At 73.3% G+C, this 14,708-nt stretch carries 15 protein-coding genes; 12 read left to right on the top strand and 3 right to left on the bottom strand.

Translation table 11 applies throughout. The features are described from left to right. The first annotated feature begins 8 nt into the window (after positions 1-8). From priA to QJ852_15905, 3 genes are read left to right on the top strand one after another with little or no spacing between them, the layout of a single operon-like run. Positions 9-746 carry a bifunctional 1-(5-phosphoribosyl)-5-((5-phosphoribosylamino)methylideneamino)imidazole-4-carboxamide isomerase/phosphoribosylanthranilate isomerase PriA gene (gene priA / locus QJ852_15915; GenBank protein ID WGX94636.1) on the top strand — a complete coding sequence of 246 codons (738 nt, stop codon included), beginning with the start codon at positions 9-11 and terminating at the stop codon, positions 744-746. 16 nt (positions 747-762) lie between these two features. Continuing rightward, positions 763-1,539: an imidazole glycerol phosphate synthase subunit HisF gene (hisF, locus tag QJ852_15910; protein ID WGX94635.1), complete on the top strand. Its 777-nt coding sequence runs from the start codon at positions 763-765 to the stop codon at positions 1,537-1,539. Positions 1,540-1,556: 17 nt separating this feature from the next. Further along, positions 1,557-1,922 (top strand): hypothetical protein, encoded by a 366-nt coding sequence (locus QJ852_15905; GenBank protein ID WGX94634.1) that lies wholly within the window; start codon positions 1,557-1,559, stop codon positions 1,920-1,922. Positions 1,923-1,934: 12 nt separating this feature from the next. Here the strand turns inward: QJ852_15905 and QJ852_15900 are convergent, their stop codons facing one another. Next, on the bottom strand, positions 1,935-2,114 hold the full coding sequence (locus tag QJ852_15900) for a hypothetical protein (GenBank protein WGX94633.1): 180 nt from the start codon (positions 2,112-2,114) through the stop codon (positions 1,935-1,937). Positions 2,115-2,276: 162 nt separating this feature from the next. On the opposite strand from QJ852_15900, the gene QJ852_15895 reads away from it, so the two are divergent. The 4 genes from QJ852_15895 (at position 2,277) to QJ852_15880 (ending at position 7,506) form a co-directional block, all read left to right on the top strand. Beyond that, on the top strand, positions 2,277-3,371 hold the full coding sequence (locus QJ852_15895) for an HNH endonuclease signature motif containing protein (GenBank protein WGX94632.1): 1,095 nt from the start codon (positions 2,277-2,279) through the stop codon (positions 3,369-3,371). Between the two features lie 27 nt (positions 3,372-3,398). Continuing rightward, the gene (locus QJ852_15890; GenBank protein WGX94631.1) at positions 3,399-3,542 is read left to right on the top strand and encodes a hypothetical protein; all 144 of its coding nucleotides are present in this window, start codon (positions 3,399-3,401) and stop codon (positions 3,540-3,542) included. A gap of 332 nt (positions 3,543-3,874) precedes the next feature. Then, positions 3,875-5,677, top strand: a complete 1,803-nt coding sequence (locus QJ852_15885; protein ID WGX94630.1) for an ABC transporter ATP-binding protein — start codon at positions 3,875-3,877, stop codon at positions 5,675-5,677. Then, positions 5,674-7,506 (top strand): ABC transporter ATP-binding protein, encoded by a 1,833-nt coding sequence (locus tag QJ852_15880; GenBank protein WGX94629.1) that lies wholly within the window; start codon positions 5,674-5,676, stop codon positions 7,504-7,506. The genes QJ852_15885 and QJ852_15880 overlap by 4 nt, the downstream gene beginning before the upstream one ends. Positions 7,507-7,518: 12 nt before the next feature. On the opposite strand, the gene QJ852_15875 is transcribed toward QJ852_15880, so the two are convergent. Continuing rightward, on the bottom strand, positions 7,519-11,481 hold the full coding sequence (locus QJ852_15875) for a fibronectin type III domain-containing protein (GenBank protein ID WGX94628.1): 3,963 nt from the start codon (positions 11,479-11,481) through the stop codon (positions 7,519-7,521). Between the two features lie 121 nt (positions 11,482-11,602). On the opposite strand from QJ852_15875, the gene hisI reads away from it, so the two are divergent. From hisI to QJ852_15855, 4 genes are read left to right on the top strand one after another with little or no spacing between them, the layout of a single operon-like run. Continuing rightward, a complete protein-coding gene (gene hisI / locus QJ852_15870; protein ID WGX94627.1) occupies positions 11,603-11,971 on the top strand; it encodes a phosphoribosyl-AMP cyclohydrolase in 369 nt (122 codons plus the stop codon). Then, on the top strand, positions 11,964-12,596 hold the full coding sequence (locus QJ852_15865; GenBank protein ID WGX94626.1) for a Trp biosynthesis-associated membrane protein: 633 nt from the start codon (positions 11,964-11,966) through the stop codon (positions 12,594-12,596). The genes hisI and QJ852_15865 overlap by 8 nt, the downstream gene beginning before the upstream one ends. A gap of 59 nt (positions 12,597-12,655) precedes the next feature. Next, positions 12,656-12,856 carry an HGxxPAAW family protein gene (locus QJ852_15860; GenBank protein WGX94625.1) on the top strand — a complete coding sequence of 67 codons (201 nt, stop codon included), beginning with the start codon at positions 12,656-12,658 and terminating at the stop codon, positions 12,854-12,856. Positions 12,857-12,860: 4 nt separating this feature from the next. Then, positions 12,861-13,301, top strand: a complete 441-nt coding sequence (locus QJ852_15855) for a DUF2752 domain-containing protein (GenBank protein WGX94624.1) — start codon at positions 12,861-12,863, stop codon at positions 13,299-13,301. Positions 13,302-13,378: 77 nt separating this feature from the next. Here the strand turns inward: QJ852_15855 and QJ852_15850 are convergent, their stop codons facing one another. After that, the gene (locus QJ852_15850; protein WGX94623.1) at positions 13,379-13,723 is read right to left on the bottom strand and encodes a DUF4190 domain-containing protein; all 345 of its coding nucleotides are present in this window, start codon (positions 13,721-13,723) and stop codon (positions 13,379-13,381) included. A 182-nt stretch (positions 13,724-13,905) separates the two neighbouring features. Between QJ852_15850 and trpC the strand changes: the two genes are divergently transcribed. Beyond that, positions 13,906-14,706: an indole-3-glycerol phosphate synthase TrpC gene (gene trpC / locus QJ852_15845; protein WGX94622.1), complete on the top strand. Its 801-nt coding sequence runs from the start codon at positions 13,906-13,908 to the stop codon at positions 14,704-14,706. Positions 14,707-14,708: the final 2 nt, after the last annotated feature.

The following is a 14,708-nucleotide window of genomic DNA, read 5'->3' as shown; positions in this document are numbered from 1 at the left end:
GGGATCGCATGACCGACTACTTGGAGCTGCTGCCGGCCGTCGACGTCAAGGGCGGCCAGGCGGTCCAACTGGTACAGGGCGTCGCCGGCTCCGAGAAGCGGTTCGGCGACCCGGTCGAGGCGGCCCTGCGCTGGCAGGAGGCCGGGGCGGAGTGGATCCACCTCGTCGACCTCGACGCCGCCTTCGGCGAGGGCAACAACCGCGCGCTCCAGGCCGAGATCGTCGGCCGGCTCGACATCCAGGTCGAGATGAGCGGCGGCATCCGCGACGACGAGTCGCTGGAGGCCGCGATGGCGACCGGCTGCCGCCGGGTCAACATCGGCACCGCCGCCCTGGAGCAGCCGGAGTGGTGCGCACGCGCCATCGCGACGTACGGCGACCGGGTGGCGGTCGGCCTCGACGTGCGCGGTCGCACCCTGGCCGCGCGCGGGTGGACCAAGGAGGGCGGCGACCTCTACGAGACGCTCGCGCGCCTCGACGCCGAGGGCTGCGCCCGCTACGTCGTCACCGACGTCAACAAGGACGGCATGCTGCAGGGCCCGAACCTGCAGCTGCTGCGCGACGTGTGCGCCGCGACCTCCAGCCCGGTCGTCGCCTCCGGCGGTGTCACCACCCTCGACGACATCCGGGCGCTGATGGAGCTGGTGCCGGTCGGTGTCGAGGGTGCGATCGCCGGGACCGCCCTCTACACCGGGCAGTTCACCCTCGAGGACGCGCTGGAGCTGACCCGGGGCGGACTGGTATGACGCGGGCGGTCCGGCGATGACCCTGGCCGTGCGGGTGATCCCGTGCCTCGACGTCGACGGGGGCAGGGTGGTGAAGGGCGTCAACTTCCAGGCGCTCCGCGACGCCGGTGACCCGGTCGAGCTGGCCCGGCTCTACGACGCCGAGGGCGCCGACGAGCTCACCTTCCTCGACATCTCCGCCTCCCACGAGGGGCGGGCGACCACGATGGACATCGTGTCGGCCACCGCCGAGCAGGTCTTCATCCCGCTGACCGTGGGCGGCGGGATCTCCTCCGTCGAGGACGTCGACCGGCTGTTGCGGGCCGGCGCCGACAAGATCGCCGTCAACACCGCCGCCATCCGCCGTCCGGAGTTGATCTCCGAGATCGCCGACCGTTTCGGCAACCAGGTGCTGGTCCTCTCCGTCGATGCCCGCCGGGTGCCGGCCGGCACCGAGGTGCCGGGGGACTCGGGCTTCGAGGTCACCACCCACGGCGGCCGCCGGTCCGCCGGACTCGACGCGATCGCGTGGGCGGCCCGCGCCGCCGAGCTCGGCGCCGGCGAGATCCTCCTCAACGCGATGGACGCCGATGGCACCACCGACGGCTTCGATCTGGAGCTGATCCGCCGGGTGCGGGCCGAGGTCGCCATCCCCGTGATCGCCTCCGGCGGCGCCGGCGCGGTCGAGCACTTCCCGCCGGCCGTCGAGGCCGGTGCGGACGCCGTCCTCGCCGCGACGGTCTTCCACTTCGGCACGCTGCGGATCGCCGACGTGAAGTCGTCGCTGTCCGCCGCAGGTGTGCCGGTCCGCTGAGCGGGGAGGGTGCGGCCATGAGCTACGACGTGTACCAGCCGGGCGACGCCCCCGAGCCGGGCGCCGCCAGGGCCGGCGACGACCGGCCGGGCGACGACGGGCTCGGCAGCCACGGGCCGTGGCGGGTCGCCATCGAGTACTCCAACCAGGGCCAGGCCAAGCCGTCCACGGTCGTCCAGATCGGCCGGACCGAGCACGCCGACCGCGCCACGGCGATGCTCGCCGCCGCCCGGGCCGCCCGCGAGTTCAGCCCGCCGGACCCGTGGTCGGAGCAGGGCCGAGAGATCTTCCGCGACGGCCGCCACGGCTTCCTCGTGATCCTCGAGGGCGCTACGTCGACGTTCCACATGAGCGTGCGGATCGTCGCCCCGGTCGCACCGTAGTCGCACCCGCCGTCACGGCGTGGTCGGGCCGTCGGCGCCCTCGTCGGCCAGGTCGCCCACGGACCCCAAGGGCAGGTCCCGGGCCGGGGGAGTGCGCAGGTCGGGCTCGCCCGAGCCAGCGCCGGCGCATCCGCCGAGAAGGACGGCGACGGTGAGGCAGAGGAGTGCGGGACGGGTTCCGAGAAGATCCATGCCAGCAGCATGCGCCGATCGCCGCGATCGTGCGTGCGGTCATCCACAGGGGCGGGCGTCAGGGGGCGAGCCGGACTCCGTTGTGTCGTACCCCCTGTGTTTGATCGGGACATGGTCAGTGATGGGGTGGTGGCGGGTCTGGAGGACCTGTCGGCGGTGGGGGTGCTCGAGTTCGTCGAGCGCCAGCACGCCGCGCGTCTGGAGGCTGAGCGTGAGGTGTTGCGGGCGGCGTATCAGTGGGCGGTGCTGCACCATCCCGACCGGCTGCCACCCGATGATCGGCGGGGCCGGTCCCGGGCTCGTCGTGTGGGTGGGGCCGGTACGCCGCTGGTCACCGAGCATGCTGCGGCGGCGTTCGGGGCCCGGATCCAGCTGAGTCCCTATGGGGCGCGGCGGTTGATCGCGGATGCGGTCGATCTGCAGTTGCGCCTCCCGAGGCTGTGGGCCGGGGTCGAGGCTGGGTCGGTGCGGGTGGGTCATGCGCGTCATGTCGCGGACGCGACCCGGGACCTGTCTTCGGAGGAGGCGGCCTGGGTCGACGGGGAGGTGGTCGAGGTCGCGGACGGGCGGTTGGCGTGGTCGAGGTTCGAGTCTGTGGTGGCGGGCAAGGTCGCCGCTGCTGCGCCGGAGTTGGCTCGGGCTCGGGAGGAGGCTGCGGCGAAGGAGCGGTGTGCTCGCATGTCGCGGGTCGACCGGCACGGGATGGCGACGTTCACCATCCGTGCCGACGCACTCACGATCGCGGGGATCGATGCCGCGGTGAGCGCGGTCGCGGAGGAACTGAAAGAACAGCAGCCGGAGGCGGCCGTGAATGACCGTCGGGTCGCTGCCGCTGCGTTGTTGTTCAACCCGGCCGGTCACGAGGGTCTCGACCTCTCGGTCGGGCCAGTGAAGGTGCGAGCGAAGGTCTATCTCCATCTGGACGCCGACTCACCGATCGCCCGGTTGGAGGGTCATGGTCCGGTCACGATCGGCCGCCTCACCCAGCTGCTGGGTGACAGCGGGTGCCAGGTGCGGGTCGCGCCGGTGGTGGATCTGCCCGGTCAAGCCCCGGTGGTTGCCTATGAGATCCCCGCGCGGCTGCGTGAGGCGGTGCACCTGATCCATCCCGCGGACGTGTTCCCGTTCGCTGCGAACGCCACCCGCCGGATGGACCTGGACCATGCCGTCCCGTATGCCGAGGGCGGTTCGACCAGTGTCGAGAACCTGGGGCCGTTGACGCGTACCCATCACCGGGTCAAGACCCACGCCGGTTAGGAGGCACGACATCCGTTCCCCGGGATCGTGATCTGGCGCGATCCCTACGGGGCCCACTACCTCATCGACCCGACCGGCACCCGCCGGGTCACCCCCACCACCGGTGACGAGACACCGACCCGCACCGACATCATGGTCACGGAGCTGCTCCTGAACCACGCGGTCGCCTGAGCGGACCTCGCTCCGCGGGTCGGCGGGGACATGGCGTGCTGCAGTGATCTGACGCTGACGAAGAGATGATGTCGTCAGGCAGATAGGAAGACCTCGTTCCTATGCCACTCGAGCGCCTCGCGGTCGGGGTCGACGCCAACGTAGCCACGGCCGTAGGACGACACACCCGATTGTCGGGTCAGGGTCGTCGATCGAGCCGTTGCGTGAGCGGTAGCGGGTGATCGGTGATCGCTAGGTGGCGTGTGGCCCGTTGCCGGCATGACCGTCCTGAGGAATAGGCTCCGCCGAGCCCAGGTTGGGCAGACGATTCACGAGTGGAGAGCAGGGATCGGGTGGCGACGGCAGGCAGCACCGGTACGACGTCGGCCGGCTTCGGCGTGCTCTGGGTGGCGATCAAGCGGGAGCCGTGGATCTTCGCGGTGTCGACGGTGGGCAGCGTGCTCTTCGGCGCGCTGACCGTCGCGGACGCCTGGGTGCTGGGCTGGTCGACCGACCATGTGGTGATCCCGGCGTTCCGCGACGGCGAGATCGGCGCCGGCCTGCTCTGGGCGGTGCTCGGGCTGTTCGTCGGGGTGGCGATCCTGCGCGCGGTCGGGATCGTGGCTCGCCGCCTGGGCGCCGGCGTCATGCAGTACCGCATGCAGGCGCACAGCCGCCGGGCCGTCACCCGCCAGTACCTCCGCCTGCCCATGGCCTGGCACCAGCGGCACCCGACCGGGGAGCTGCTGTCCAACGCCAACGCGGACGTCGAGGCGGCGTGGGGCCCGATCGCGCCGCTGCCGATGGCGGTCGGCACGGTGGCGATGATGGTGATCGCCGTCGTGCAGATGCTGGTGACCGACCTGGTGCTCGCCGCCGTCGGCCTGCTGGTCTTCCCGTTGGTGATCGCCGTCAACGTCGTCTATCAGCGACTCGCCCAGGGCTGGGCGACCCGCGCCCAGGAGCTGCGCGCGGAGCTGTCCGAGATCGCCCACGAGTCGTTCGACGGCGCCCTGGTCGTCAAGACCCTCGGGCGCGAGCCGGAGGAGACCCGGCGGTTCCGGGCCAAGGCCGAGGAGCTGCGCGAGGCCAACATCAGGGTCGGCCGGATCCGGGCGGCCTTCGACCCCGCGCTCGCCGCGCTGCCGAGCCTGGCGGTGCTCGTCGTCCTGGTGGTCGGCGTGCACCGCGTGATCTCCGGTGCGACCGTCGCCGGCGACGTGGTGACCGTGTCCTACCTGCTCACCGTCGTCTCCTTCCCGATCCGCTCGATCGGCTGGCTGCTGGGCGACTTCCCGCGCAGCGTGGTCGGCTACCGCCGGGTGGCGGCGGTGCTGGCCGCCACCGGCGCCATGGAGTACGGCGACCGGCCGCTGCCCGCCCGCGCGAGCGGGGCCCGGCTCGAGGTCGATGCCGCGGCGTTCGGCTACGGACCCGACCGGCCGCTGCTGCGCGACGTCACCTTCGACGTCGCGCCGGGCCGTACCGTGGCGCTCGTCGGGGCCACCGCCTCGGGGAAGAGCACCCTGGTCGGGTTGCTCGCCCGGCTGGTCGACGTCGATGCGGGTGCGATCCGGATCGACGGCACCGACCTGCGCGAGCTGCGCCGCGGTGGGCTCGCCGAGACGCTGGCCGTCGTCCCGCAGACCGCCTTCCTGTTCGACGACACGGTCCGCGGCAATGTGACGCTGGGCCGTCGGACGGGCGACGCGGAGACCACGGACGACGAGGTCTGGGCCGCGCTGCGCACCGCGCAGGCCGACGGCTTCGTGGCCGCCCTGCCCGAGGGCCTCGACACCCGGCTGGGGGAGCGCGGCACCTCCCTCTCGGGTGGTCAACGGCAGCGGTTGGCCCTGGCCCGGGCGCTGGTCCGGCGCCCGCGGCTGCTGGTCCTCGACGACGCCACCTCGGCCGTCGACCCGGAGGTCGAGGCCCGGATCCTCGCCGGTCTCGGCTCCGCGGACACCACGCTCGTCGTCGTCGCCTACCGCAAGGCCACGATCGGGCTGGCCGACGAGGTGCTCTACCTCGTCGACGGCCGGATCGCCGACCGCGGGCCGCACGACGAGCTGGTCGCCCGCAACGCCGACTACGCGCGGCTCGTCAACGCCTACGAGACCGAGCACGAGATCGACGTCGCGGAGGTCGCCCCGTGAGCACCACCCTGAACACCGAGCGGAACATCCCGGAGCACACCCGGCTCGCCACGGGGGAGGACATCGGCGCCTGGGAGACCATCCGCCGCGGCATCCGCCACTCGCCGGAGCTGGTCGAGGGGATGGGCTGGACCCTCGTCCTCGCCGTGCTGGCCTCGGTCGGGCAGGTCGTGGTCCCGATCGCCGTCCAGCAGACCGTCGACAAGGGCCTGCGCGGTCCCGACGGGCCCGACCCCTCCTTCACCGCGTGGCTCGCCCTCGCCGCGGCCGCCGCGATCGTGGTGACCGGCTGGGCGTCGTACGCCATGACGGCCCGGCTGTTCTCCTCCGCCGAGCGGGGTCTGGCGACCCTGCGGGTCAAGGCGTTCCGCCACGTCCACGACCTCCCGCTGCTCACCCAGAACACCGAGCGCCGCGGCGCCCTGGTCTCGCGGGTGACCAGTGACGTCGACCAGGTCAGCCAGTTCCTCGTCTTCGGTGGCCTGATCTTCGTCGTCAGCATCGGCCAGATGCTGATCGCGACGGTCGTCATGGTCTTCTACAGCTGGCAGCTGGCCCTCGTGGTCTGGGTCTGCTTCGCGCCGCTCTTCCTCAGCCTGCGCTACTTCCAGCGCAAGCTGGCCGCCGCCTACGGCACGGTACGACGCCAGGTCGGCGTGCTGCTCTCCGCGGTCTCGGAGCCGGTCGTGGGCGCGGCGGTCGTGAAGTCCTACGCGATCGAGGCGCGCACCCAGGAGCGCATCGACACCGCCATCGACACCCACAAGGCGGCCAGCACTCGGGCCCAGGGGTTCACCGCGTTCTCGTTCAGCCTCGGCGGCATCTCGGCGGGCTTCGCCAACGCGGGAGTGCTGATCGTCGGCATCTGGCTGGGCCAGGGCTTCGCGTGGGGGGAGGGGATCACCGCCGGCGAGGTGCTCGCGTTCGCGTTCCTGGTGACGCTCTTCGTCGGCCCGGTGCAGATGGGCACCCAGATCCTCACCGACGCCCAGAACGCCATCGCCGGCTGGCGCCGGGTGATCGGCATCCTCGACACCCCTGCCGACCTGGTCGATCCCGGCCCGGACGGGCAGAGCCTGCCGAAGGGGGCGATCGACGTCCGGTTCGACGGCGTCTCCTTCGCCTACCCCGGCGGCCCCCCGGTGCTGAGCGACATCCAGCTCGAGATCCCCGCGGGACAGCGGGTCGCGGTCGTCGGCGAGACCGGCTCCGGGAAGTCGACGATCGCCAAGCTGCTGACCCGGCTGATGGATCCCGACAGCGGTCAGGTGCTGCTCGACGGCATCGACCTGCGCGAGATCGCCGAGGGCGCGCTGCGTCGCAGCGTCGTCCTGGTGCCGCAGGAGGGCTTCCTCTTCGACGACACCCTCGCCGCCAACGTCCGCTACGGCCGGCTCGGCGCCACCGAGACGGAGATCAGGGAGGCGGCCGAGACGATCGGCCTCGGCGACTGGCTGGCCGGCCTGCCCGACGGCGTCGACACCCGGGTCGGCCAGCGGGGGGAGTCACTGTCGGCGGGGGAGCGGCAGCTGGTCGCGCTGCTGCGCGCCCAGCTCGCCGATCCCGACCTGCTCGTCCTCGACGAGGCCACCAGTGCCGTCGACCCCGAGCTGGAGACCCGGATCGGCCGGGCGTTGGAGCGGTTGATGAGCGGGCGCACCTCGGTCACCATCGCGCACCGCCTCTCGACCGCCGAGGCCGCCGACGTCGTGGTCGTCGTCGACCACGGCCGAATCGTCCAGCACGGCCCCCACGACGTACTCGTGGTGCAGCCGGACACCCCCTATGCGCGACTGCACGCGTCGTGGGTGGCCCAGCACGCGCCCTAGGCCCGGGCGGTCTCAGCGCCGGCGGACCCGGACCGTCGCCTTCCGGCTCGCCTTGGCGTCGCCCAGCTCGTTGGCAGCGACCACGCTGACCCGGTAGGTGCCCGGGGCGAGGTTGCGCAGGACGAGGCGGCGCTTGGTCGCCGCGACCACCCACGACCGGCCGTTGACGTGGACCGTGTACTGCGTCAGCGGCGCGCCCTGGCTGGCGGGCTCACGCCACTTCACGACCAGCCGCGGCCGTTCGCCCTTGACGGTGGCGGTCGGCTTGGCGACCCGGCCCGGCCGGCGGGCGGGGACCACGCTGTTGGACGGTGCCGAGGCGATGCTCGCCCCGGCGGCCGTCGTCGCGGCCACCGTGAAGGTGTACGCCGTGCCGTTGACCAGGCCCGGGACGACGATCTCGTGCACCTCGGCGCCGACCGTGGTCCGTTGCCCACCCGGATGGGTGGTCACGACATAGCCGGTGATCGGGGAGCCGTTGCCGTCCGCCCTGGTCCAGCTGACCGTGGCGGACCGGTCGCCGCGCTTCGCGGTGACGGTGGCCGGGGCTCCCGGTGCCTGGGCGGACACGGGCTCGGGGGTGACCGCGGCGGAGGGGAGCGACGCCTCACCCGCCCCGACCGCGTTGGTCGCGGTGACGGTGACGGTGTACGCCGTGCCGTTCGCCAGGCCGCTCAGCGTGGCCACGGTGCTGCCGCCGTCGACCGTCACGCTCGTGCCGCCGGGGCTGGCGGCGACCGTGTAGCCGGTGATCGGGGACCCGTTCGCTGCGGCGGCGGTCCAGGTGACCGCGACGGAGCCGTCGGCGGCGACCGCGGTCGGCCGGGCGACCCGGGCCGGCCGACCGGCCGGCGTGACGGCGTCCGAGGCGGCCGACGGCGTACCGGTGCCGACCGGGTTGGTGGCCGCGACCGTGAAGGTGTACGCCGTGCCGTTGGTCAGGCCGCTCAGGGTCGCGGTCGTGGTGCCGCCGCCGACGGTGGCGGTCTTGCCGCCGGGGGCTGCGGTGACGGTGTAGCCGGTGACCGAAGCGCCGTTGGACGCGCCCGGGGTCCAGGTGACCGTGGCGGACCCGTCGGCGGCGACCGCGGTCGGCTTGGCCACCGGGGCGGGGCGCCCGGCCGGCGTCACCGGGTCGGACGCGGCCGAGGCGCCGCTGTTGCCGACGGCGTTGGTGGCGATGACGGTGAAGGTGTAGGCGGTTCCGTTCTCCAGGCCGGTCACGGTGCAGGTGAGGTCGGTCGTCGTCGCGCAGGCGGCGCCCGCGGGCGAGCTGAGGACGGTGTAGCGCTCCACCGCGGCGCCGTTGCCGCTCGCCGCGCCCCAGGTCACGACCGCCGACGCGTCGCCGCGGGCGGCGGTGGGCTTGGCGACCGTACCGGGTACACCGGCCGGCGTGACCGCGCTCGACGGCACCGATGCCGGGCCGTCCCCGAGCGCGTTGGAGGCCGTCACGGTGAAGGTGTACGCGGTGCCGTTGTCGAGGCCGTTCACGAGCGCGGTGGTGCCGGCGACGACGACCTCATGACCGCCGGGCGCGGCGGTGACGGTGTAGCCCGTGATCGCCGCGCCGTTGGCCGGTGCCGGGGCCCAGGCGACCACGGCCGACCCGTCGCCACGGGTCGCGGTGGGCGCGGCGACCTGGCCGGGCACCGCCGCGGGAGTGACGGCCGTCGACGGCTGCGAGGGGGTGCCGTCGCCCACGTCGTTGGTGGCGGTGACGGTGAAGGTGTAGGCGGTGCCGTTGTCGAGACCGCCGACAGTGGCGGTCGTGACATCGCCGCCGACCGTGGCCGTCTTCCCGCCCGGTGCGGCGGTGACCGTGTAGCCGGTGACGGGGGAGCCGTTGCCGCCGGTCGCGGCCCAGGTGACGGTCGCGGACGCGTTGCCGCGCACGGCGGTGGGCCGGGCGACGGTTCCGGGCCGCCCGGCGGGAACCACTTCCTCCGACGGCTCGGACACCGTGCCGGCACCGAGGGTGTTGGCGGCGACCACGGTGAAGGTGTAGGCCGTGCCGTTGGTCAGGCCGTCGACCGTCGCGGCGGTCGAGGTGCCGTCGACGATCACGGTCCGGCCGCCCGGGGCGGCCTTGACCGTGTACGTCGTGACGGCGTAGCCGTTGCCGTCGGCGGCGGTCCAGGTGACCCGCGCGGCGCCGTCGCGGCGCTCCGCGCCCGGCTGTGCGACCTGCGCCGGGACGGCGGCCGGGACGACCGCCGCGGACGGCACCGAGGCCGGTCCGTCGCCGATCACGTTGGTGGCGCGCACCGTGAAGGTGTAGCTGGTGCCGTTGGTGAGTCCGGTGACCGTGGCGTGCGTCGTGGAGCCGTCGACGGTCGCGGTCCTTCCGCCCGGAGCGGCGGTGACCGTGTAGCCGGTGACGGGGGAGCCGTTGCCGTCGGCCGCCGTCCAGGCGACGGTGGCCGACTCGTTGCCGCGGGCCACGATCGGCTTGGCGACCGCGAGCGGGGCGCCTGCCGGGGTGACCGCCGCGGACGCCTCGGAGGCCGGGCCGTCGCCGCTGGCGTTGGTGGCGGCGACGGTGAAGGTGTAGGAGGTGCCGTTGGCGAGGCCGGTCACGGTGGCGGTCCGCTTGTCCCCGGCCACGGTGACGATGGTGCCGCCCGGGGTCGTCGTCACGGTGTACTTCGTGACGTCCTGGCTCTCGTTGCCCTCCGCGGTCCAGGTCACGGTCGCCGACCCGTCGCCGGCGCTCGCCGTGGGCCGGATCACCCGGTGGGGGACCCCGACGGGAACGACGCTGTTCGAGACGGCGGACGCCGCACTGTCGCCCACGTCGCTCGTGGCGACCACGGTGAAGGTGTAGGAGGTGCCGTTGGCCAGACCGGTGACGGTCGCGGTCGTCGTCGCGCCGTCCACGCCGACCTCGCGCCCGCCGGGACTGGCGGTGACGGTGTAGTCGGTGATCTCGGCGCCGTTGCCGTCGGCGGCCGGCCAGGTGATGGTGGCCGACTCGTTGCCGCGCTGGGCGACCGGCGTACCGGGCGCGCCCGGGAGGCCGGCGGGCGTCACCGCGGCGGATGCCGGCGAGACAGGGCTGTTGCCGAGGGCGCTGCTCGCCACGACCGTGAAGGTGTAGGCCTGGCCGTTCTCGAGACCGGTCACGGTGCAGCTCAGGGCGTCGGTGGCGGCGCACGCCTTGCCGCCGGGGCTGGCGACGACGGTGTAGCTGGTGACCGGCGAGCCGTTGTCGGCGGGCGCCGCCCACGACACGGTCACCCTGCCGTCGCCGCGCTCGGCGGTCGGCTGGGCGACGCGGCTCGGCGGCCCGACCGTGGCGTCGGTCGGCGCGGAGGTGGCGATGCCGGTCAGGTCGCCGACGGTGTTGTAGACGCGGACCGAGATCTGCTTGCCGACGTCTCCGGCGAGCGGTGTGTACGAGGTCCCGGTGGCCTCCGGGACGGGGATGTCCGCCACCAGCCACTGCCGCGCGAAGGTGCCGGTGGCGCTCCAGGTGCCGTGGTCGACGCTGAGGGGCACACCGACCACCGGCGCACCACCGCCCGTGGTGGTGATCGCCGGAGCCATGGTGCTCGTCGGCGAGGAGGCGCCACCGCTCCGCTTGACGGTGACGGCAGCCGAGACGGCGGTCCCGGCGGCGTGGTCGTCGTGCGAGGCGGTGACCTGCACGCTGATCTGCTGACCGTTGAAGTCCAGCGGACCCACCGTCGGCGTGTAGGCCGGCGTCGTCGCGCCCGCGATCGCGGCGCCGTTCCTCAGCCATTGGTAGGTGAAGGTCGTTCCCACGGACGGCTGCCATACGCCCGGGTCGGCCCGGAGCTCCTCGCCGGACTTCGCGGTGCCGCCGATCGTCGGCGGGAGCGCGTTCGTGACGGGCGGGAGCGGCTCCGCGGTCGCTGAGCCCGCAGGGACCACGAGCACGGCGAGCGCCAGCAGGAGCGTCGTCACCGGCGCGAGCAGGACGAGGGCGGCGCGACGAACGCGGGGGGACATGGTGCCTCCAGAGACAGACAACGGACGGCGTACCCGGCCCCCGATGGCACGGTCACGGTGAGCCCTCAACGAGAACCTGATCGCGTTCGTTACGGACGCCGGGCGCGACGGGCTGGTCCGGTTGGCGATACTGGAGCCTGTGAGTTCCCTCGACCCTGCCCTGGCCGACCGCCTGCGGCGCACCTCCGACGGACTGGTCCCGGCGATCGTCCAGCAGTACGACTCCGGCGAGGTCCTCATGCTCGCGTGGATGGACGACACCGCCCTGCACCGCACGCTGACGACCGGCCGCGCGACGTACTGGAGCCGGTCGCGGCAGGAGTACTGGGTCAAGGGCGAGACCTCCGGCAACCCGCAGCTGGTCAAGGAGGTGCGCCTCGACTGCGACGGCGACACCCTGCTCGTGAAGGTCGACCAGGTCGGCGTCGCGTGCCACACCGGCACCCGCACCTGCTTCGACGACGGAGTGGTCGAGGGCCTCGATGGCTGAGGCCCGGGCCACCTTCGGTCCCGTCGTCCTGCTCGGGCTCGCCGGCAGCGGCTTCGCCGCGGTCGCGGGTCACCGGGAGATGCTGTCCATCCCCGAGGCGACGGTCACCGCCGCTGGCGGGCTCGCGCCGAGCGTGCAGGAGCGCTCGGTCGAGTTCCCGCTGGCCGGGGCGCTCGCTCTCGTCGCCCTGGCGGCCTGGGGGGTCCTGCTCGTGACCCGCGGCGTGGTCCGTCGGGTCGCGGCCGGCCTCGCCCTGCTGTCCGCGGCCGGCATCCTCGTCGTCGTGGTGGTGGGCGGCTTCGTCCAGGACCAGGACGCCACCGGCGACCTCGCGACCCGGCTCGGTCTCAACCTCGAGACCGTCGACGTCGAGCGCACCGCGTGGCTGTGGGTCGCCCTCGGCTGCTCGCTGGCGGCGCTCGTCGCGGCCGGCGCGGCGCTGCGGCTGGTGCCGGCGTGGCCCGAGATGGGCAGCCGGTACGACGCCCCGACCGTCGGGTCGGGCGCCGCGACCGCCGGCTCGGCCGCCGCCGTCGGCCAGGACTCCGTCGAGCAGTCGAACCTCGACCTGTGGAAGTCGCTGGACGAGGGCCGCGACCCGACCGACGACCCGACGGACGGCTGAGGCCCCGCGACCCCTAGAATCACCTGCGATCCACCCGAACGAGCAAGGAGTTCCCACTCATGGCCGACAACCACGGCAACACCCCTGCGGCCTGGACCGCGGTCCTGGTCTCGCTCGTCGGCTTCGTCGTGGGTGCGATCGGCATGTCCCTCAGCCCGCTGAACTGGCCCCTGTTCTGGGTCGGCACCGCGGTCGTCCTCGCCGGCGGCGTCGTCTTCCTGGTGATGGCCAAGATGGGACTTCACGAGTCCGGCCACTGAACCGATGAGTCTCGCGGCGACGACCGTCCGGGCCACCGACGCGCAGGTGCGCCGGCGGCGGATGGTGCCGCCGCTGCTCGTCGCCGGGGGGATCACCGCCGCGACGATCGCCCTGCACCTCCGCGACCCCCACGCCCAGGGGAGCTGGGGACTGTGCCCCTCCGCGGCGCTCGGCTTCTCCTGCCCCGGCTGCGGCGGCCTGCGCGCGGTCAACGACCTCAGCAACCTGCGGATCCTCGACGCCGCGTCGAGCAACCTGCTGTTCGTGGCGACCATTCCGCTGTTCGCCTGGGTCTTCTGGCGGTGGAGCGTGGGCCGCTGGTCCGGCCGCGCCTGGGAGCCCGACAGCCGCACGGTCGCCCGGGTCTCGGCGGTGATGATCGCCGTGATGGTGGTGTTCTCGGTCGTGCGCAACACCCCCGCGGGCGCCTGGCTCGCGCCCTGAACCCCCTGACGACACCGTCCTGACAACGCAGAACGGGGCCAGGCGCATGCCTGGCCCCGTCCTTCGCGCTCGGGGGATCAGCTGGTGCTGAGGCTGACCGAGCCCGCGATGGCGAACAGGATGATGTAGGCCACGATGCCGACGATCATCAGGATGGTCGCGATCATGCCGCAGATGCGGCCGGCGTTGATCGTGCCGCGGTTGGTGTAGGCGCCGGGGTTGGCGTCGATCTCCTTGATCGCCTTGTTGCCCATCACCCAGGCGGCGATGCCCAGCGGGCCACAGCACACCAGGCCGAGGATGCCGAGGATCAGGATGGTCGTGCCCTGCGGGTGGTCGCCCCCGCCGAAGCCCCCGGCGCCGTAGCCACCGGCCGGCGGCGGAGGCGGAGTGCCGTAGTTGGGCGGCTCGTTGTAGCTCACGATGGTCCCCTTCTCAGGTCTGCAGATGTCGTGCGGCCGGACCGAGGTCCGGGCGGTGTGTGGAACCCTAACGGCCCCGTGCCACACTCGACACCATTCGTCGGTGTTTCGGTGCCGTCGGACCTTGCCCCGCGCGGCAAGCTTTGAACCTGCCCACCTGCGAAACATCACGGAGGCGTCAGATGTCGGCCCCCCAGGCCCCCCAGCCCACGGTGCTCGACGGGATCGTCGCCGGAGTCCTCGAGGATCTCGCCGCCCGCCGGCAGACCCGCTCCGAGGCCGACCTGCGGGCAGCCCTCGCCGACGTCGATCCCGCGCGCGACCCGATGCCGCACTTCCGCGCCACCGGTTCGAGCGTCATCGCCGAGGTGAAGCGCAAGAGCCCGAGCAAGGGCGCGCTGGCCGACATCCCCGACCCCGCCGCGCTGGCGCGTGAGTACGCCGCCGGCGGCGCCGGCGCGATCAGCGTGCTGACCGAGCAGCGTCGCTTCGGGGGCAGTCTCGACGACCTTCGCGCCGTGCGTGCCGCGGTCGACGTCCCCGTGCTCCGCAAGGACTTCATCGTCACCGAGTACCAGCTGCTCGAGGCCCGCGCCGCCGGCGCCGACCTCGCGCTGCTGATGGCCGTGTGCCTGCCGGGGGACCTGCTCGGCCGGCTCCACGACTTCGCCCGCGAGCTGGGCCTGACGGTTCTCCTCGAGGTCCACGACGAGGAGGAGACGGCCCGCGCCGTCGAGGTCGGGGCCGAGCTGATCGGCGTCAACGCCCGCGATCTGAAGACCCTCGAGATCGACCCGGAGGTCTTCGGCCGGCTCGCCCCGCACATCCCCGACGACCGGGTCAAGGTCGCCGAGTCCGGCATCTTCGGGCCCGCCGACGTCGAGCGGTTCGTCGGCGAGGGTGCGCGCGTCGTGCTCGTGGGGGAGGCGTTGGTCAAGGACGGCGCACCGCGGGCTGCGGTCGCGGCGATGACGGGGCTGTGAGC

It is taken from the genome of Nocardioides sp. L-11A, assembly GCA_029961745.1.
Taxonomy (GTDB): Bacteria; Actinomycetota; Actinomycetes; order Propionibacteriales; family Nocardioidaceae; genus Nocardioides.
This window is presented reverse-complemented; position numbering and strand designations above follow the sequence as displayed.

Coding starts and splice junctions, on each gene's coding strand:
- priA (WGX94636.1), top strand. CDS start 9: ATGACCGACTACTTGGAGCTGCTGCCGGCCGTCGACGTCAAGGGCGGC.
- hisF (WGX94635.1), top strand. CDS start 763: ATGACCCTGGCCGTGCGGGTGATCCCGTGCCTCGACGTCGACGGGGGC.
- QJ852_15905 (WGX94634.1), top strand. CDS start 1,557: ATGAGCTACGACGTGTACCAGCCGGGCGACGCCCCCGAGCCGGGCGCC.
- QJ852_15900 (WGX94633.1), bottom strand. CDS start 2,114: ATGGATCTTCTCGGAACCCGTCCCGCACTCCTCTGCCTCACCGTCGCC.
- QJ852_15875 (WGX94628.1), bottom strand. CDS start 11,481: ATGTCCCCCCGCGTTCGTCGCGCCGCCCTCGTCCTGCTCGCGCCGGTG.
- QJ852_15865 (WGX94626.1), top strand. CDS start 11,964: ATGGCTGAGGCCCGGGCCACCTTCGGTCCCGTCGTCCTGCTCGGGCTC.
- QJ852_15860 (WGX94625.1), top strand. CDS start 12,656: ATGGCCGACAACCACGGCAACACCCCTGCGGCCTGGACCGCGGTCCTG.
- QJ852_15855 (WGX94624.1), top strand. CDS start 12,861: ATGAGTCTCGCGGCGACGACCGTCCGGGCCACCGACGCGCAGGTGCGC.
- trpC (WGX94622.1), top strand. CDS start 13,906: ATGTCGGCCCCCCAGGCCCCCCAGCCCACGGTGCTCGACGGGATCGTC.